The 18,180-nt window shown below is 74.4% G+C and carries 17 protein-coding genes and 1 pseudogene; 4 read left to right on the plus strand and 14 right to left on the minus strand.

The features are described from left to right. The 4 genes and pseudogenes from ACFWA9_RS31830 to ACFWA9_RS31845 all read right to left on the minus strand — a co-directional run. A pseudogene (locus tag ACFWA9_RS31830) lies at window positions 1–651 on the minus strand (MFS transporter); the annotation flags it as partial. A 44-nt stretch (window positions 652–695) separates the two neighbouring features. Further along, complete coding sequence (locus ACFWA9_RS31835) at window positions 696–2,903, minus strand: PEP/pyruvate-binding domain-containing protein (RefSeq protein ID WP_380391714.1); 2,208 nt, start codon at window positions 2,901–2,903, stop codon at window positions 696–698. Beyond that, window positions 2,900–4,288 (minus strand): ATP-grasp domain-containing protein, encoded by a 1,389-nt coding sequence (locus ACFWA9_RS31840; RefSeq protein WP_352297000.1) that lies wholly within the window; start codon window positions 4,286–4,288, stop codon window positions 2,900–2,902. The genes ACFWA9_RS31835 and ACFWA9_RS31840 overlap by 4 nt, the downstream gene beginning before the upstream one ends. A gap of 924 nt (window positions 4,289–5,212) precedes the next feature. After that, window positions 5,213–5,377, minus strand: coding sequence for a hypothetical protein (locus ACFWA9_RS31845; protein ID WP_380391717.1), 165 nt, complete (start codon window positions 5,375–5,377; stop codon window positions 5,213–5,215). A gap of 252 nt (window positions 5,378–5,629) precedes the next feature. On the opposite strand from ACFWA9_RS31845, the gene ACFWA9_RS31850 reads away from it, so the two are divergent. Together ACFWA9_RS31850 and ACFWA9_RS31855 are read left to right on the plus strand one after the other, a co-directional pair. Then, window positions 5,630–6,361, plus strand: a complete 732-nt coding sequence (locus ACFWA9_RS31850; protein ID WP_380391720.1) for a helix-turn-helix transcriptional regulator — start codon at window positions 5,630–5,632, stop codon at window positions 6,359–6,361. Window positions 6,362–6,393: 32 nt separating this feature from the next. Further along, complete coding sequence (locus ACFWA9_RS31855) at window positions 6,394–6,876, plus strand: DUF3291 domain-containing protein (protein ID WP_380391723.1); 483 nt, start codon at window positions 6,394–6,396, stop codon at window positions 6,874–6,876. Window positions 6,877–6,993: 117 nt separating this feature from the next. Here the strand turns inward: ACFWA9_RS31855 and ACFWA9_RS31860 are convergent, their stop codons facing one another. Further along, on the minus strand, window positions 6,994–7,407 hold the full coding sequence (locus ACFWA9_RS31860; RefSeq protein ID WP_380391726.1) for a RidA family protein: 414 nt from the start codon (window positions 7,405–7,407) through the stop codon (window positions 6,994–6,996). 72 nt (window positions 7,408–7,479) lie between these two features. Here ACFWA9_RS31860 and ACFWA9_RS31865 point away from each other — a divergent pair, with 72 nt between their 5' ends. Continuing rightward, complete coding sequence (locus tag ACFWA9_RS31865; protein WP_380391728.1) at window positions 7,480–8,373, plus strand: LysR family transcriptional regulator; 894 nt, start codon at window positions 7,480–7,482, stop codon at window positions 8,371–8,373. Between the two features lie 158 nt (window positions 8,374–8,531). Here the strand turns inward: ACFWA9_RS31865 and ACFWA9_RS31870 are convergent, their stop codons facing one another. From ACFWA9_RS31870 to ACFWA9_RS31910, 9 genes are all read right to left on the minus strand, one after another. Further along, the gene (locus ACFWA9_RS31870) at window positions 8,532–8,831 is read right to left on the minus strand and encodes a hypothetical protein (RefSeq protein ID WP_380391731.1); all 300 of its coding nucleotides are present in this window, start codon (window positions 8,829–8,831) and stop codon (window positions 8,532–8,534) included. Between the two features lie 222 nt (window positions 8,832–9,053). Then, window positions 9,054–9,908 carry a glutathione S-transferase C-terminal domain-containing protein gene (locus tag ACFWA9_RS31875; RefSeq protein WP_380391734.1) on the minus strand — a complete coding sequence of 285 codons (855 nt, stop codon included), beginning with the start codon at window positions 9,906–9,908 and terminating at the stop codon, window positions 9,054–9,056. Between the two features lie 104 nt (window positions 9,909–10,012). Continuing rightward, window positions 10,013–10,135 (minus strand): hypothetical protein, encoded by a 123-nt coding sequence (locus tag ACFWA9_RS31880; RefSeq protein ID WP_352297017.1) that lies wholly within the window; start codon window positions 10,133–10,135, stop codon window positions 10,013–10,015. A 317-nt stretch (window positions 10,136–10,452) separates the two neighbouring features. Continuing rightward, on the minus strand, window positions 10,453–11,472 hold the full coding sequence (locus ACFWA9_RS31885; RefSeq protein ID WP_380391737.1) for an LLM class flavin-dependent oxidoreductase: 1,020 nt from the start codon (window positions 11,470–11,472) through the stop codon (window positions 10,453–10,455). Window positions 11,473–11,741: 269 nt separating this feature from the next. Continuing rightward, a complete protein-coding gene (locus ACFWA9_RS31890; protein ID WP_380391752.1) occupies window positions 11,742–12,080 on the minus strand; it encodes a beta/gamma crystallin domain-containing protein in 339 nt (112 codons plus the stop codon). A 343-nt stretch (window positions 12,081–12,423) separates the two neighbouring features. Then, the gene (locus ACFWA9_RS31895) at window positions 12,424–12,783 is read right to left on the minus strand and encodes a hypothetical protein (RefSeq protein WP_380391740.1); all 360 of its coding nucleotides are present in this window, start codon (window positions 12,781–12,783) and stop codon (window positions 12,424–12,426) included. Between the two features lie 294 nt (window positions 12,784–13,077). Then, the gene (locus ACFWA9_RS31900; RefSeq protein WP_380391742.1) at window positions 13,078–13,830 is read right to left on the minus strand and encodes a phosphotransferase family protein; all 753 of its coding nucleotides are present in this window, start codon (window positions 13,828–13,830) and stop codon (window positions 13,078–13,080) included. Window positions 13,831–14,318: 488 nt separating this feature from the next. Beyond that, a complete protein-coding gene (locus ACFWA9_RS31905) occupies window positions 14,319–14,984 on the minus strand; it encodes a response regulator (RefSeq protein ID WP_380391745.1) in 666 nt (221 codons plus the stop codon). Next, the gene (locus ACFWA9_RS31910) at window positions 14,981–16,270 is read right to left on the minus strand and encodes a sensor histidine kinase (protein WP_380391747.1); all 1,290 of its coding nucleotides are present in this window, start codon (window positions 16,268–16,270) and stop codon (window positions 14,981–14,983) included. Before ACFWA9_RS31910 ends, ACFWA9_RS31905 begins: the two co-directional genes overlap by 4 nt. Window positions 16,271–16,594: 324 nt before the next feature. On the opposite strand from ACFWA9_RS31910, the gene ACFWA9_RS31915 reads away from it, so the two are divergent. Further along, the gene (locus ACFWA9_RS31915) at window positions 16,595–18,088 is read left to right on the plus strand and encodes an alpha/beta hydrolase family protein (protein WP_380391750.1); all 1,494 of its coding nucleotides are present in this window, start codon (window positions 16,595–16,597) and stop codon (window positions 18,086–18,088) included. The last annotated feature ends 92 nt before the right edge of the window (window positions 18,089–18,180 follow it).

The raw sequence follows: 18,180 nt of genomic DNA on the forward strand, positions 1-18,180 counted from the left end.
GTCCAGGAAGCCTCCGCCGGCCGCGGCCGCGGCCGGCGGAGGCGCCGAGGGCGGCGGGGGCAGCGCCGGCAACGCGGCGGCGCAGGCCAGCGAGCCGAGGGTGCAGGCGGCGGTCAGCAGGTAGGGCGCCTGGTGGACCGTACTCATCAGCACGCCCACCAGCGGCCAGCAGGCGATCTTCGCCCACAGGCCGAGGGCCCGCGCGGTGCCCTCCGCCTGCACGTAGCGCTCTCCGGCGCCCTCGGCGTGCAGGTACTCGTAGAGGTAGGCGCTGGAGGCACCGGAGACCAGGGAACGGGCGGCGGCGATCGCCAGGAAGTGCAGCAGGAAGCCGGTCGCGGAGGGCAGCGCCACCGGCACCAGGTTGGCGGCCGTCATCACCGCGGCCCCGAGCCGCAGGCAGGTCCGCTGCCCGATCCGGTCGGCGATGAAGCCGGTGGGGACCTCCAGCAGGCAGAAGGCGACGTAGTAGACGCTCTGGATGCCGAAGATCTGGCTGTCCGACAGGCCGGCCTGCCGCTGATACTCGTAGAAGACCGGCATCCACCACAGCAGGTTGAACAGCAGTTGGAAGCCGTTGTTCAGGCGGACCACCCGGCGGACCCCGGGCGGGGCGGCGGGACCGCGCTTGGCTCGGCCGAGCAGGGACACGAGCTTGCCTTCCTTCGCGTCGGGGGGGTGGTTCCGCGGTGCGCTCAGCCGTTGTAGGGGCGCAGTTGCAGCAGGTGGACCCGGCCGCCGGGAGCCAGCAGCCACTCCACGTCGAGGGGCGCGGCGAAGGTGTAGTCCGCGGCGAAGTGGGACTGGAGCAGGCGTCCGGCCAGGGCGAGCCGGCCGAGGTGTGCCCGGGTCTCGGCGTCGAGGTCCTCGGCGGCGGCGCCGAGCGAGAGCGTCCGGCCGCCGCCCTCCACGGTGTTGTAGAGGTACTGCAGCGGCAGCGCGGTGCCGTCGACCACCGCCGAGGTCGAGCCGGGCGCGCAGTTGAGGTAGACGTTGCGGAAGTCCGCCCGGTTGGTGGGGTTGCAGGTGACCATCACCCCACCGAGCGGGGACGGCTCGTAGCGCTGGACGATCACCCCCATGAACGTGTCGTCCAGGGAGATGCCGGCCTCGTGGCGCAGCCGGACGCTGCGCGGCGACAGCAGCGAGGCCCACACCTGGCGGATCGCGTCGAGCAGGCCCGGCAGGTCGGTGACCTTGGTGTGCGACTCGTAGATGCCCGCGGCGGAGAAGCCCGGCAGGTCCTCGGCGTTGGAGGAGGAGCGCACCGCCAGCCGCCCGGCGCCGGCGAGGTGGCGCACCGCGTGCGCATCCAGCGCCCGCACCAGGTCGTCGGGGACGGGGGTGGCCACGATGAGGTGCTGGAGCTGGACGCAGACCGAGTCGACCGCGTCCATCGCGCCGAGTTCGAGCGCCATCTTCAGCTTGCCGATGCTCTGCTGCACGGCCCGCGAGGAGTCCAGGAAGCGCTGCTGGACGGCGAACGGCACCGCGATCCCCTCGGGCGCGCTGACGTGCCGGGACAGGAAGTCCGCCGCCGCCTGGACGAGGTCGGCGTCCGCGGCCACGCCCAGCCGGCCGGCCAGGTGGCCCAGCAGGTCGGGTCGCGGCGCGCGGGGCACCGAGTAGTAGCCGGTCAGCCGGGCCGATCCGTGGCGCAGCACGTGGTGGAGTTCGCCCAGGTTGGCCGCCTTGGTGCCGTAGCCGCGGCGGTCCCCGGCGCGCAGCCGGGAGAGCGGCACGATCGGCACGTCCTCCACCCGGGGGGCGTCGATCCGGATGCGCTGGGTGTGCCAGACCGGCTGGGTGAGGTCGGCCGGCTCCTCGGCCCGCTCGATGGTGACGCCGTCGGCGCCGACCTCGTAGCGGACCCAGCCGCCGTCCAGGTCGTCGGCGGCGATCCGGTCGAGGGCGCCGCACACGATGGCGTTGGGTATCCCCCAGCCGGCGGCCAGCATGTTGGTGTGCGACAGCGGGGTGGTGGGCAGGGCGTTGACCAGGCCGGCCAGCCGGGGGATGTCGTCGGGGACGACCGGCATGGCCACGATGTCGTACCAGGTGAGGTCCGCCCGGGCGGCGCGGTACGCGTCCGCGTCGGCGAAGGCGCGCAGCCGGCCGGTGGCCGAGCCCAGGGTGAGCGGGACGAAGGGCCGCGCGGCGAGCAGCGCGTCCGAGCCGGTCCGGGGCAGGACGCTCTCGGGCACGGCCGCCAGGGCGTTCTCCTGCGCGTGGTTGGCCGGTTTCACCAGCAGGGCGAGGGACTGGTCGAGGTGCTCGCGGACGAAGCGGTGGAACTCGGTGAGCAGGTCGGCGCCCATGGTGTCGGCCTCGGTGGTCTCCAGGACCATGAACGGCTCGGTCGACCGGCTGGGCTGGTCGGCCTGGCCGGGCTGGTTGGGCTGGTCGCCGGCGTGCAGGGAGAGCACGCCGAGCAGGAAGCGCCGGTCCGGGTCCTGGTAGACGCTCCGGTTGAAGCCGTCGAGGTCGGCGTCGAGCTCTTCCAGGGTCAGGCCCTCGATCGTGGTGGCGATGTAGTCGACGTGGAACGGGTGCACGGCGCTGTCGAGGATGTGCCACAGCGCCTTGTGCCGGTCGACGACGACCTTGACGTAGGGATGGCCGCCGAGCGTGCCGCAGAGCCGTTCGAAGAGCGGCATGGTGAGACGGGCGCCGATCACCGCACCGGTCTCGGTGCCGGTGTCCGTGCCGCTCTCCGTGCCGGTGTCCGTGTCGCTCTCCGTGCCGGTGTCCGTGTCGCTCTCCGTGCCGCTCTCCGTGCCGAGCATCGCGTCGGTCCTCGTGTTGAGCGGCGCGCCGTCCGGCGCCGCGTTCGTGGCCTCGTTCGGCGCCTCGTCCGTCGGCGGGCCGGCGGCGCCCGCCGACGCGCCGGGGCGGGCGGTCACCGGCCCGCTCCGGTCGTCAGGCGGGCGGTCAGGGCCTTGGGCAGCGCCTCGATGATCCGGGTGCAGTCCGCCACCAGGACGTCCGCCGACCTGGCGGTCAGGAAGCACAGGGCAGCCATGGTGTTGGCGCCCTCGGCCCGCTCGTACGCGGGCATCGGGGTGCCGGCGGGCAGGCTGCGTTCCCGGACCGGTTCGATCGTGGAGCCGGGGCTGAGCAGGTCCGTCCAGTCCACGGCGTCGAAGTCCCAGCGCGGCTGCTCGCTCCAGGGCTCGCCCGCGCGGTCGGCGGCGAGAATCACCAGGGAGCCGGCGGCCCCGGCGGCCCCGCTGCCCCCGGCGCCGGTGAGCATGGCGGGCGGGTAGGCGACGGGGCGCCCGAGCAGTTGGCGCGTCAGCATGCCGATCATGTCGAGTCCGAAGACGGCCTCCACCTGCCGGGTCGTCATCACGCCCCCGAACCGGGCGGCGGTCTCGATCAGCCACATGTCCCGTCCGCCGGGGGCGAGTTTGATCTCGGTGTGGGTGGCGCAGGTGTCCAGACCGAGCGCGTCCACGGCAGCGCGGGAGGCCGCCTCGATCCGGCGCTGGAGGGGCTCGGACAGGTCCGCCGGAGCGATGCTCGCGCGCTCGGTGAAGGGCGGGACGGTCGGCAGCCGGCCGGTGAGGCACAGCGGGTGGTAGACGCCGCCGGCGACGATGCCCTCCACGCTGACGTAGTCGCCCCAGCCCGGATCGGCGAACCAGCCCCGGGTGCCGCCGGTGACGATCTCCTCCAGCAGGAAGTCGCTCACCCCCTCGTCGGCGGCGTGCAGTTCGGCGTATCCCTCCTCGGCGGAGGAGGCCATCACGGACCGGCCGAGCCGCCAGGCGCGGCCCGCCTCCCGGGCGTCGCGCACGGTGAGGTGGGCGGTCGATCCGGCGCTCCACGCGGCCTTCAGCAGCAGCGGCGGGGTCAGCCGTCGGAACGCCTCGTCGATGTCGGCGGCGCCGTGGATCTCGGCGAAGCCCGGGACGGGTACGCCGGCGTCCCGCCAGATCCGCCGCATCAGGCGCTTGTCGCGGGCCGCCGCGACGTGCTCCCCCGGGCCGGCCAGCCCGAGCCGGCGGCAGGCGAGGGCCACGGCCACCACCGCGTACTCGGAGAACGTCAGCACGGCCTGTGCCGCGACGCGTTCGGCGTGGTCGGCGATCAGCTCGACCAGCGCCGTCCCGCCCGAGGGCGGCGCCTCGGTGACCGACGCGCAGGCCGGCCGCCAGGTGTCCGCCGTGACCTGCGGCAGTGGCGCGAGCGCCAGCAGATGGACCTCGCCGTGCGCCGCCATGCGCGGCACCGCGTACTCCAGGGGCGGACCGCCCCTCGCATGCACGAACAGGATGCTGCTCATCTCGCTCCTCGGGGTTGGGCGGACAGGGACGTTGCCTGTCGTGTCGGGTGCCCGGTGGCCGGCCCGTCCTCGGGCGCCCGGACCACGGCGGGGGCGCGGCGCCCCGGTGCGGCGTGCACCGCACCGGAGGACGGATGCCCGGTTGTACCGTTGCCCACAGCAGCGGCTGACCGGCCGTCACGTGCTTTCGGCCTGACGTCGGCAGTGCATCACCGCCTCGGGCCGGGCCTGTCTCTATCCTCAGCAGCCATGCTTGTCATGCACCAATCGGACTGGACCCCGACCGAGACTTTCCGCCACCCGGCACAGGCCACCGGCACCGGGCCCGGTCGGCAGCCCGGACACACCCGGACTCGCCCGCACGATCGGGGCCCCGCCCGCACCCGCCGGGCGCCACACTCCGCTCCCCCGCGCTCACCGCGACCGGCGGAGTCGCCAGCGGCCGACACCGGAGAAGCGCCGGTACACGGCGGCGGCGGCCGCGAAGGCCTCGGACCGCTGGGCCCGCCCCCGCCCGCCGTGGCCGCGGCGGAGCCAGGTGGCGGGCCGGCTCGACGCCCGGCGCGGGATCCTCCCCCCGCGTCGTGCGAGGCCGTCGGACGCCGGCCCCCACCAGCCCGTACCGCCCGCCTCGCCGCAGCCGACGATGGCCGGAATCGTCTCCCGCCCGCGGTGGGTCGGGGACCGCTCGGCCCGGCGGCTGCCGGCCCGCCGTCCCGGGAAGGGCGTGGCGGTCCTCTCCGCGGGCGAGCGGGTCGACCTCCGCGCCACCCTCAGCAGGGCCGCCGGGACGCCCCCCCGACCGCGCTGCTCCTCGGCCCGCCAGCGCACGAAGCGGGGCGGGACCGCGCCGCAGGTGACGACGGCACCGATGGACTCCCCTACGGGGTGGTCTCCGGGGGGATCACCCCGTCGCCGAGAGCGTCAGTCGTCCAAGGGACGCTCGTGCATCCAGTCCAGGAGGCCCGGCATCAGAAAGCACGCGTAGAGGACCTGGAGGACCACCAGCAGCACGGCCGGCCAGGAACCGAACATGAGCCCGGCCAGCAGCGGGAGGGCACTGGGCACCAGGGCGACGACGACTCTCACCCCACCACCCCGGCCCGCTCTCGGCGCCACCGCCAGAAGGAGCACGAGGGTGGGGAACGTCACCAGGCAAGCCACGATGGACAACGGCCACGCGTACGTCGCGAAGTCCGCCCGCGCGAACCCGTCCCGGTCCCACCCGCCCGGCAACGACCCGAGCGAGGGTCGAGCTGCCCGGCCACCGAGGGGCCGGCGGGCGGTCGGGGCGAGGATGACCCTTCTATCTCCGATCCGCGTTGTTCCTAGAATGGCGGGGTGAACGACATCGACGCGATCGCGCTGTTGCAGGATCCGGTGCGGCGACGGCTGTACGAGTACGTGGTGGCGCAGGGCCGCGAGGTCGGCCGCAACGAGGCCGCCGAGGCGGCCGGGGTGGCGCGCACTCTCGCCGCGCACCATCTGGACCGGCTGACCGAGGCCGGGCTGCTGGAGAGCGGCAGCCGGCGGCTGTCGGGCCGCTCGGGGCCGGGGGCGGGCCGTCCGGCCAAGGTGTACACGCGGGCGCCGGGCGAGCGCTCGGTGTCCCTGCCCGCCCGTGACTACCGGACCGTCGCCGAGCTGCTCGCGGAGGCCGCCGAGCAGGCCGGGCTGGATTCCGGGCTGTACGCGGCCGCGCGCCGCCGGGGGGAGGCGCTGCGCGGCTCGGCGGAACCCTGCGGCGGTCTCGCGGAGGCCATGGAGTTGCTGGCCGCGCGCGGGTACGAGCCGCGCCTGGACACCCTCGGGGAGGACCGGGGCGCCGAGGGGGACGACGCCGCCGACGGCGTCGAGGAGGCGACCGGGGCGGCGGCCGAAGCGGGGGTGGTCCGCATGCGCAACTGTCCCTTCCACGCGGTCTCCGAGCGCTTTCCGCCCCTCGTCTGCGGCATGAATCTGGCCCTCCTGGAAGGGCTGCTCGGAGTGGACGGCCCCGTCCGCGCCCGGATGGACGCCCGGCCCGGGGACTGCTGCGTGATCGTCGAGCTTTCTAAAACCAATACTGATTGACATAGAAAAGCGAGCCGTGCTGGGATGAGGCCATGACCTCCTCCACGCACGGCCTCCACCTGGCCCAGCTCAACGTCGCCACCCTCCGGCACCCCCTCGACGACCCCCGCACCGCACCGTTCGTCGAGCTGCTCGAACCGATCAACACCGCCGCCGACGGTGCGCCCGGCTTCGTGTGGCGGCTCACCGAGGACGGCGAGGCCGACGCGACCGGACTGCGCCCGGCGGGCGAGAACGTCATCGTCAACCTGTCGGTGTGGGAGAGCCAGGAAGCCCTCTGGGACTTCACCTACCGCAGCGGCCACCTGGACGCGACACGGCGGCGGCGCGAATGGTTCCACCGGCACGCCGAGGCACACCTGGTGCTCTGGTGGGTCCCCGCCGGTCACCTCCCCACCGTCGGCGAGGCCTTGGCACGACTGGCCGACCTGCGGGAGCACGGTCCGTCTCCCCGCGCCTTCACCTTCGCGTCCTCGTTCACGCCCACCGAGGCCGCCCCGCAGCCCGCGCCGTGACACCCGTTCCGCAGCCCGCGCCGTGACACCGGCTCCGCAGCCTGCGCCGTGACACCGGCCCCGCCCTCGACGGCGGTCGGCGGCCGGGCCACCCGGTCCGGGGCGCCGCCTGCCGGGTCAGTGAACGGCGGAGACGGCACCCGGCCCTGCGGGCCGTCGTGCGTCGACCTCGATCTCGATCTTCATCCGGGGGTCGGAGAGGCCGCATTCGAGCATCGTCGCGGCCGGTCGCACCGCCCCGAAGGTGCGGCGCAGGGCGGGCCAGCACGGCGGGAAGTCCTCGCGATCGGGCAGGAGGTACCTGACCCGGACGACGTCCGCGAAGGTGCAACCCGCCTGTGCCAGTGCCTCCGCGATGTTGCGCAGGCACTGCTCCGCCTGCTCCACCACGTCGTCGGAGATGGTCATGGTCGGGTAGTCGAACCCGGTCGTCCCCGACACGTGCACCCGGTCGCCGTCCACCACCGCCCGGGCGTAGCCGATCTCCTCTTCGAAGGTGGAACCGCTCAGGATCACGCGTCGCTCCGTCATGCAGCGAAAGCTAGGCAACCAGCGGTGATATGTCCAATAGCACGGAAACCATCGTGTGATATCTCTGGCGGTATGGATCGCCCGGAACTCGGACTGCACCAACTCCACGCCTTCGCCGTGCTCGCCGAGGAACTCCACTTCGGACGCGCGGCGGAGCGGCTGGGCATCGCACAACCGCCGCTCAGCCAGCAGATCCGCCGTCTGGAGGCGAAGGTCGGGCACCCGTTGTTCACCCGGGCGCCGGGCCGGGTCGCGCTCACCGCGGCAGGACAGGAGCTCCTGCCGGCCGCGCGGCACGCGCTCGACGAGGTCGCCGCCGCACTGAGCGCGGCGCGGGCCGTCGCCGACGGCGAGGCCGGTCGCATCCGGATCGGCTTCTCCGGGTCACTCGCGCTGAGCGTCCTGCCGGGCCTGCTGCGCGCCTACCACGACCGGTACCCCGCGGTGGAGATGGAGATCCGGGAGATGACCACGGCGGTGCAGGTGACGGCCCTGCACGAGCGGGTGATCGACCTCGGGCTCCTGCGGGAGCCGCCGGACGAGCCGGGGCTGATGAACGAGACGATCCTGTCCGAGGAGTTCGTCGCCGTCCTGCCGCGGTCCCACCCCCTCGCGGCCCGACGCGTGGTCCCCGTCGAGGCGCTGGCGGGCGAGCCGTTCGTGCTGCTGCCCCGCAGCGCCGGACCGACAGTGCTCGACCGGATCCTCCACCTGTGCCGCGACGCGGGATTCGAGCCGCGCCTCGGACAGCGGGCGGTGGAGTGGCAGACGGTCTCCGCGCTCGTGGAGGCGGGGCTCGGCGTCTCACTCGCCCCGGCGAGCATCCGCCGGATCCGGCTGAAAGGCGTCGCGTACCGCCGGATCGAGCCGAACACCACACGCACCACCGTCGCGATGACCTGGCGACGCGACGACCGGAACCCCCTGGTCGCGCGGTTCCTGGAGGAAGCCCGTCGCGAACCCTGATCCCGTTCGGTGGGCCGGTGGCGGCACGCTCCGGCTGGGGGCCGGCCGATGGTCGGGGCGGCCGATGGTCGGGGCGGCCGGGCTGGGCACGGTCCGGCCGCCCCGGCGGGCGGCGCCGTACGAGCTCGGCGCCGCGGGGGTGCACGTGTCAGGAGTCGCTATGCCGCGCCGGTGATCCCAGGCGCGACGTACCGGCGGTGGAGCGGGGCGAAGGACACCTCCGGAGCCCCACTGATCCCGGCCTTCGCGATCGCGGGGGTGAGGCGCTGGGCCATGAACGCCTCGAACGCCTCCCGGGACTCCCACACATCGGTCACGTGGAGGCCCCGCGCGTCGAACCAGGCCACATGCAGCTGTCCCCCGGCCCCGGGGACCTGCTCCCAGTCCACGGCGTCCCGCACCGTGTCGTACTGCTCCGGCGTCGCGTCGGCCCAGAGCATCGACATCACCACGGCCATGACCACTCCTCCTTCATCGGCGTCCAGGTATCCACCCCGACCAGCCAACCCCCGGCCGCCACCACGCGCACGCCGTGACAGCCGACCGGACCAGCCGCCTCTCCGACCTCTCCGGCATCGACGGGGACGAGGTGGGCGAGGCGGGCGACGGGGGCGCGGCCAGAGCAACGAGCTACCGGCGCAGGTACGGGCTCGTGGTGACCTCCCGGCCGACGCCGCCGCTCAGCCGGAGTGCACCCGCCCCTGGGCGTGCTCCGCCCAGTCGACGATCTGGATCGCCGCGCCCGCGGCCTCCTCGCCCTGGCAGCGGGTGTGGTGGCGGCGGGCGATGCCGTCCAGATCGAGGTGGCGGCCGAAGGCGGGGTGTCCGGCGAGCCGGCGGGCGTGGGCCCACACCCGGGAGTGCTCGGCGATGCGATGCACGGCGGTGGCGTCCAGGTGCCAGCGGTGCACGGTGTCCAGCCGCACCAGGGTCACCCAGAGCTCCACGTCCGCGAGGGTCAGCTCCTCGCCCAGCAGGAACTCCCGGGTGGCCAGGCGGTGCTCGATCGCGGCCAGCCCGTCGAGCAGGCTCCGCAGGGCCGTCGCGCGCTCGGCAGCGGTGGCGTCGGCCCGGCCGGCGCGTTGGGCCGGGGCGTTGATGCTCCGCTCGCACAGCTCCCGGACCGCCTCGATCGCCGTGTCGAGGCCGCACGGGTGGAGGTCGGGGCCGGGGAACCGCCGGGCCAGGTCGGTGAGGATCTCGGTGGTGTCGGTGCTGACGATCCGTCCGCTCCAGCTGTCGCTGAGCACCGGCGCCACGGCCGGCCCGGGGTGCTGGTGCGCGCTCGCCTCGTACAGCGGCCGCAGCGCCAGGTACCCGCCGGCGCCGTCGTCCGGCAGCGCCGGCAGCAGGGTCACCGGGAGGGTGTCGTCGAGGCCGAGCAGGCTGTGGGTGACGGCGATCTGCAGACAGTGCGGACAGGACAGCGTGAGGTGCAGCCGGTAGCGGTGCGGCACGGCGTAGTACCCGCTGCGGGCGTCGCGGCCGATCCGGCCGCGGAGGGAGGGGACGGCGGAGGAGGAGGCGTCGGACATGGGTCTCCCAGGGGTCGGGGGTGCGCGCACGCGCGTGCGACGCATCGGGTGCGGGAGGAGCGGGGGAGGGCGGAACGCGGGGCGGGCGAGTGCCCGGTGGGGAATCAGACGGCGAAGGCCGCCGGGCCGTGGGGAGCGGGCGCTCCTGCCAGGCTGCTGCAGACCCGCTGCAGGTCGATGTGGCGGCGGCACGTCAGCACCGGGCGCAGCCGGACAGCGTGGGCCACGCCATCGACGACCGGCTCCGCGTGCCTCACGGCTCTCCCACCCACGTTCGAGGATTCCTGCTCCGGAGTGTCATCCCGGATCCGCGCCGCGTCAAGGGCCCCGGCACCGGAGGACCGACCGTCCCGCATGGTGGGACGCGCGTCCCGCTCGGGCCGGACCGGCGCGCCCGCAGAAGACGGAGGCTCGTAGCGAACGCCGGTGCGCCGGCCGTGGGTTCACCCCCGGGCCCCGGCGGGGCCGCCGAGGAGCGGTGCCCGGCCGGGGACCCCTGACTTCACGTCAGGCGCGCGGCGGGGACGGCCGCGGCAGGGGTGTCTCAGTGCGCGGGCCGCCAGCCGAGCGCGGGGCCGAGGCCGGTGGCGATGTCGGTGAGGATCTGGACGTAGTCCTCGAAGTCGAAGGAGAACGGCAGTGCGAAGACGACCTCGTCGACCTCCCGGAACCCGGCGTGGGCGTAGAGCTGCTCGGCGATCTCGGCGGACGTGCCGATCAGGTCCGGGGCGAAGAGCATCCGCGCCGGTCCCTGCGGGGCGGTGGTGCGCGGAATCCGACTCCGCACGTACGCGCGGTACTTGGCGCGCTGCTGCGCCGAGGCCCCGTCGGTGGGGATGACGACCAGCCCCTGGGAGACCCGGGCGCTGGCACGGGCGGGGTGGTGGGCGCGGAAGGCGGCGATCTGCGAGCGCTGGATCTCGGCGAAGTCCTCCGACTCCTCGGCCCGCACCACGCTGCTGGTGAGCAGGCTCAGCCCCTGCTCGCCCGCCCACCGGGCCGAGCGCAGGCTCCCGCCGCCGTACCACAGGCGGTCCGCCAGACCGGGCGCGACGGGCTGGACGCGGTCGGAGTACACCTCGATGCCCTCGGTCCCGCTGAAGTCGGTGGCCCGCTCGCCGCGGACGAAGTCCAGCAGCCGGCGCACCCGTTCGTAGCTGAAGTCCTCGGCCTCGGCGGTGTCGGGGTAGAGCGCGGGGGCGATCCGGTCGTAGTGCCCGGGACGGCCCACGCTGACACCGGGGTTGAGCCTGCCGCCGGACAGGAGGTCGACGGTCGCCAGGTCCTCGGCCAGCCGCAGGGGGTTCTCCCACCCCAGCGGGATGACCGCCGTGCCCAGGTGGATGCGGCTGGTGCGCTGGGTGGCCGCGGCCAGCACCGCGACGGGCGAGGAGATCCCGTACTGCAGGTGCCGGTGGCGCAGCCAGGCGCTGTCGAATCCCAGGCGCTCGCCGAGTTCGACGAGCCGCAGCGTCGACTCGTGCCCGTGGCGGGGATCGGCCGGGTCGAACAGGCCGATGGTCAGGAATCCCAGCTTCCGAAGCGGTTGCGAGGGCGAGGGCACCGGTTCCTCCGTCCTCCGCGACGGGCCCGGTCGGAGCTGCGCGGTTCGACTGTCACGGCCCGGATTTCGATCACCGGACGTCGGCCCCACACTCACACAACGCCCGGCGGCGCTCAAGTGCTCCACCGGAAGCGCAATCCGGGGAAACACGCACGTGACGCGCCCGTCAAGGACCGCGCGGTCCGGGGGCGAGAGACCTCGCCCGGTCGGTTCCGCGTGGGCCGCCGCCCGCGCGCAGGGCGGCGGCCCGCCGCGGAACCGTCAACGCGTCAGAGGATCTGGATGTCCTTCACCTTCGGAGGGTTGTTGGGGAAGGTGATGTCGTGCCAGCGGTCGATCCGCACCGAGTCGCCGTTGGCGTCGTAGTAGATCAGGTCGTTGTTCCCGGTGGAGATGCGGTCGACCCACCAGTTGCCGAAGCTCGTCCTTCCGGCATTCGCGTAGCAGTCGACGCTCTGGCGCCCGTCGAGGTGCGACCAGATCTTCAGGAAGTCCTCGCCGCCGACGCACTCCACGTGGTTGATGGCGTAGGCGTTGCCGCTCGGCAGGGTGATGGTGAACGCGGTGGCCGTGGCGAGTGCCACGGCCAGGGAACGCGCGAGCCTCATCTTCTTCGAAAGCACGAGCTCTCCTTGCTGGGGGGAACCGACGCATGGTGCCCGGCCCCGTCGGCGGTGTCGCGCCCTGGCGGAGTGTTGAGGTCGCCGAGGCACGGGACCGACGGGAGACCGCCCCGGGCCCCGGCCGGGGCCCGGGCCGAGGGGGTCCGGGACAGCCAACATAGCGACCGCCGTTCCCCCGTCCGGCGGATATGTTCCGGACACGAATGACCGGGGAGGAATTTCACCCGTTCGTGGAGATCGGCTCCCGCGGGGCCGGCCGAGGAGCCGAGAATTCCCGGATCCGGAGCCAGTCGCGACGGCGCGGCACCCGGCGGCCGAACAACCGGGGTCAGACCTCGCGTGCGGGCCCGGTCGCCGGCGGGGCCGCCGCTCGGAGCCGGGCGGTGATGCCGGTCAGGATCAGGTCGATACCGGTGAGGAACTCCTCGCGGTCGTCGTGCTCGCGCATCTGGCCAGCGACGGTGCGGACGAACGCGAACTCGTCGGGGTCGAGCTCCGCCCAGGCGGCGGAGGTGGCGGCCAGGAAGGCGGTCCGGCTCGTCGGCGGGCGGTGGGTGGCGGCCGCGACGGCGTCGGCGGCGTTCTGGTTGCTCACCCCGAGGATGTCGTGCAGCGGGGCGGACGCCGAGCCGAACAGCTCGGGTTCGGGGACGCCGAGGGCCTGGACCTGGCGACCGAGGCCTTCCATCAGGCGCAGCAGCGGCGACGGCGAGAAGGGCCGGGCGAGCTGGGCGCCGACCCAGGGGTGGGCGTCGATCGCGTCGAAGACGCCCAGCGCCAGGGAGCGGACGGCCTGCTGCGGCGTGCTGCCGGGGGCGGCGGCGGTGAGGGCGCCGATGCGGCGCGCGGGCGGAACCCGGAGGCCCAGCGGACCTCGGTCACCGCCGCCTCCGGAAGGTGGGTGCGGCCGGCCACGAGGCGCCGGATCGCGTCGACCGAGGTGTCCGGGGGCGAGGACGAGCTCGGCGAACCGGCAGCAGCCTCACATTCGGGCTCTCAGCACATCGACCTCACAGCCCGGTGCGAAGGGGTCGAAGCCGTGCTCGATCAGCCAGCGAACCGCCAGCAGGCTCCGCAACGACCACCACCCGTGGATCACGTCGAGGTCGAGGTCGAGGTCGGTGCCATAGCCGCCGATGACGTCGTCGAGGTGCTCCTCGTGCCCGAGCGTGAAGGTGGCGAGGTCGTACAGGGCGTCACCCCGGCCCGCCTCGGACCAGTCGATGATGCCGGTGACCTCGCCGGCGTCGACGAACACGTGCGCGATCTGCAGATCGCCGTGCGTGAACACCGGAGTCCACGGCCGGAGCGCGGCCTCGGCGACCTGGCGGTTACGGGTGACCAGGTCGCCGGGCAGGACGCCGTTCGCCACGAGCGCCTCGCACTCGGCGTCGAGTTCCGCCGCCAGCGCGACGATGCTCCGGCCGGCCCGGCCCGTTCGGGGCGGCAGCGGCGCGTCGTGCAGCTTCCGGATGGCGGCGCCCGCCGCGGCCCACGCCGCCGGTGACCCGGTCGACGGCCCGCCGAGGCGCCCGAGCGTCGCCCCCGGGAGCGCGGCGATCGCGAGCACCGGCGGCTTGCGCCACAGGACCTTCGGGGTCGGGACCGGCGCGAGGGACATCGCCTCGACCTCGACGTCGATGCGCGACTGATCGGCGTCCACCTTCAGGAACACCTCGCCGACGCGCAGGGTCGCGCGCTCGGAGTGGGCGACCACGACCTCGACCTCTTCCATGGCCGACCAGTATCCCGGGGACGCCCGCCGATGTCGCCGGATTTGTCGTGTGCGGGGACGTGCCCCGCCCGACCGCGTCCCGCTGCCGAGCCGGGCGGCCCGGCTCGCCGCACGCACCCTCCCGGCCGCCCCGGGCTGGGGCCGGTGGAAGGCTGGGAGGTGTGCACGCGCGGGGCAGCCGTGCCGCCGCTCACGCCGCCCGTGCCGCAGCGACCTCGGGGAACGGCCGCCGCCGGCCCGCGCTCCCGTGCCGGGGCACGGGGTGATCGCCGGGACGGCCGCCGCACGGCGACGCGCGGCGAAAGGGGACCACCATGACCGGGACGAGACTACGGAGCGGCCGCGACACCCTGAAGAAGCCGGTCAAGCTCGGCAGGCAGAGATCGCCTCCGAGGAACGGACGTTGGACGACCTGTGACAGGACCTCGGCGCCCTGCAGGGCTCACCCGACGCCACGGCCGCCCACCTCGCGCTGCTGCGACAGCGGATCACGCCGGGTGGATGAGGCGGCTGTCGTAGGCGAAGATCACGGCCTGGACCCGGTCGCGGAGTTCGAGCTTCTGCAGGATCCGCCCCAGATGGGACTTCACCGTCCCCTCCGCGAGGTACAGGGTGGCCGCGATCTCGCTGTTGGACAGGCCGCGGCCCACCTGGACGAGCACCTCGCGTTCACGGGCGCTGAGCCGGCTCAGCCGGTCGTCGCCGTCGGTGCCGCTGCCGCCGCCGGGGATGTGCGGGCGGAAGTTCTCCAGCAGGCGGCGGGTGATCCGCGGGGACACCACCGCGTCGCCCGCGGCGACGTTGCGTATCGCGGTGAGCAGTTCCTCGGGCCTGGTGTTCTTCAGCAGGAAGCCCGAGGCTCCGGCATTGAGACCGGCGAAGGCGTATTCGTCCAGGTCGAAGGTGGTGAGGATGAGCACTCTGCTCTGCGGGGCGATCTCGACGAGCTGCCGGGTCGCCTCGATCCCGTCCGTCCCGGGCATCCGGACGTCCATCAGGACGACGTCGGGGCGCAGCTCCCGGGCGAGGCGCACGGCCTCGGCGCCGTCGGCGGCTTCGCCGACCGGTGCCATGTCGGGCTGGGCCTCCAGGACGGTGGCGAAGGCCATCCGGAGCAGGGCTTCGTCGTCGGCGATCAGGATGCGGATGGTCATGCGGACGACGCTCCGCCGCTGTCGAGGAGGAGGCGGGTACGGACTCCCCAGCCGCCCTCCGGGAGAGGTCCGGCCTGCAGCGCGCCCCCGTAGGCGGCCGAGCGCTCGCGCATGCCGGGGATGCCGTGGCCGGACGGTGCGGCGGCGGGCCGTGGCCGGTGGGGGCCGCTGTCGGTGATGTCCACGGTGACGGCCTCGGTCGAGCACCGGATCCGGACCGTCGCGCGGGTGCCGGCGGGGGTGTGCTTCAGCGTGTTGGTCAAGGCTTCCTGTACCAGGCGGTAGACGGTGAGTTGCGCGGTGGCGGGGATGTGGGCGTGGCCGCCGTGGACCTCCAGGCCGGTCGGCAGCCCGGCGGCGCACATCTGGTCGGCGAGCGCCTCCAGTTGGGCGATGCCGGGCAGCGGGTGGCGCTCGGCGTCCGGCTCGTCGGTGCGCAGGATGCCGAGCGAGCGCCGCATGTCGGTCAGGGCCTGTCGGCCGGTCTCGGAGATCTGGAGCATCGCGGCGGTGGCCTTGTCGGGCGACCGGTGCTGCGCGTAGACGGCGGCGTCGGTGAGCGCGACCATGACGGACAGGTTGTGGGTGACGATGTCGTGCATCTCCCGGGTGATGCGTGTCCGCTCCTCGGCGACGGCCAGGCGCGCCTGCTGGTCCTGTTGCTGTCTCAGGCGATCCGCCCGTTCCTCCAGGGCCGCGAGGTAGGCGCGCGTGGTCCGCACGTTCACACCGAGCACGGCGGCGGCGACGACCATCGCGGTGACCGCGACGAAGGGGGTCAGGAACGCGCCGTGCGGCGCCCAGCGCAGGCAGGCCAGCAGAGCGCCGGCCTCGACGAGGGCACCGGCGACGAGCGTCCCGCGGCGGCCCGAGTTGGCGGCCGCCGTGTAGAGCGCCACCAACAGGGCCACGTCGGCGGGCAGTTGGATGCCCATCAGCCACTGGACGAAGGCCGCGGCCGTCACGGCGGCGAACACCGTGCGCGGGGCCCGGCGCCGCCACAGCAGGGGCAGCGCGAGGGCGGCGGTGAGGGCCACCGCCGCCGGGAACTCGTGCGACCCGTCCGTGGTCACGATGTTGAGCAGCAGGAGCGCCGGCACCAGCGAGTCCCAGACCAGGGGTGGCAGCCGGACGCCCCGGCGCCAGGCGGCGGATGCCGGTCGCGCCGCCCGCCCGGTGGCCGGGTCGGCGTGCCGCGCCGGCCGCAGGGCCGTACGCGCCCACCGCCCCCGGTCGCGGCGGCGCACCGGGTGGGTGGCGCCGGGTTCCGCGGCCGCCTCGGTCATCACACGTCCCTGTCGATCCAGCACCGGCGTGGCCCCGGCCGGGGCCACGTCCGCGTACCGCCGCAGCCGAGGCGGGTACGGGAACGTCCGCCTCGCGCCGCACGGCAGGTATCGCGGCCCTGTTCACGGTAGGTCACGGGCCCCGCGACGCACATGAGTCCAGCGACTGATCGGCACCGGGCCGCATACGACCACAGGAGGAGCCGCGCCACCTCCCGTGGTCGCAGGCCGGCCGCTGGTCCGGCGCAATCGGTTGCCACCGCGGTCGTACGGGGCCCGCTCCGGACGACGACCGCGGTCGTACCCGGCGACGACCCGGGATCGATGTGGCGGCGCAGGCCCGGCGCCGACGATGGGCGGGTGACCGAGATCATCACGGGGCTGTCCATGTCCCCCCTGGAAATAGTTGTCCTGCTGGGCGCCGTCGCCCTGGTGGTGGTGCGCTGGCTGCCCCCCGCCGCCCGCCCGCGCGTCACGATCGCGGCCGGGGCGGTCGAGGTGCTGTCCGCGATCCTGCTGGCCGTGGCGGGAGTCCGCTGGCAGATGCTGCCGGTACTGGCGGGCGCCGCCTTCGCGTTGCCGTTCGCCGTCCTTCCCCTGCGGCGACGCCGTACCGGCCGGCCCGCGTGGCGGGCCCGCTGGTGGCTGGCGCTGCCCGGATCACTGGCCTGCGTCGGCCTGATCGCCACCGGCCCGGCGGCCGCCTGGGCCTTCCCCGTCCCCGTCTTCCCCGAGCCGTCGGGCGAGTTCGCGGTCGGCACCCGGGTGGTGCAGTGGACCGACCCGCTGCGCCCCGAGACCTTCACCGCCGACCCGGACGACCGGCGCACGGTCGTGGTCCAGCTCTGGTACCCCGCGCAGCGGAGCCCCTCGGGCGCACGGCGGGCCCAGTACCTCGGACGCACGGAGCAGGAGGCGCGTACCGTCTCCGACGCCCTCGCCCAGGGGGTCGGCCTGCCGGGCTTCCTGGTCGACGGGGTTCCGCGCGCCCGCTCCCGCTCGGTCTTCGACGCCCCGGTGGACGGTGGCGGGGGCCGGTTCCCCCTCGTGCTGTTCTCTCCCGGGTCGGGCGGGGTGCGCACCCAGAACACCGCCTGGGCGGAGGAACTGGCCAGCCACGGGTACGTGGTCGCCGCCCTCGACCACCCGTACGACTCCGCCGCCGTCGTCCTCGCCGACGGCCGGACGATCACCACCGAGACCGCCTCCAGCGGCGACCCGGACGAGGACGAGAAGCTCGCGGCCGGGTGGACCGCGATCCGGGCCGCCGACCTCGGCTTCGTCCTCACCCAGTTGGACGGTCTGGACCGCGGTGCGACCGCCGACCCGCTGAACGGACGCCTGGACACCGGCCGGGTCGCGGTGGCCGGCCACTCCATGGGTGGGGCCGCGGCGCTGCAGGCGGCCCGGCAGGACCGCCGGTTCGACGCCGTCATCGACCTGGACGGGTTCCCCCACGGCCCGACCGCGCCGCCCCTCGTCCAGCCGGTGCTCGCGCTCACCCAGGCCATCACCCCGGCGACCGACGCCCGCTACCTGCCCCGCCTCACCGAGGCGCTCGGGTCCAGTACCGCGACGAGCTACCGGCTCACCGTCCCCGGCGCCGCGCACCTCACCTTCATGGACGGCCCCCTCTATCTGCCGCCCGTGCCCTCGATCGTCGGCACCCTGGGCCGCGCCGAGAGCCCGCGCGTCGTCGCCGCGGCCACCCGCGCCTTCCTGGACGCCGTCCTGCGAGGCGCACCCGGCGACCAGGCCGGCGACCTGGCCGCCGTCCTCCCGGCGTACGGCGAGCTCAGCGTCCACCGCCCCGGATAGCCGCCGCCGAAGAACCGCTGAGCAGCGTTGGCCGGGGGAGCCGGGCGAGCGTGGTGAGCTCGTACGGGGTCGGTGCCGTCCACGGACGGCAC

Source organism: Kitasatospora sp. NPDC059973, assembly GCF_042737525.1.
Classification (GTDB): domain Bacteria; phylum Actinomycetota; class Actinomycetes; order Streptomycetales; family Streptomycetaceae; genus Kitasatospora.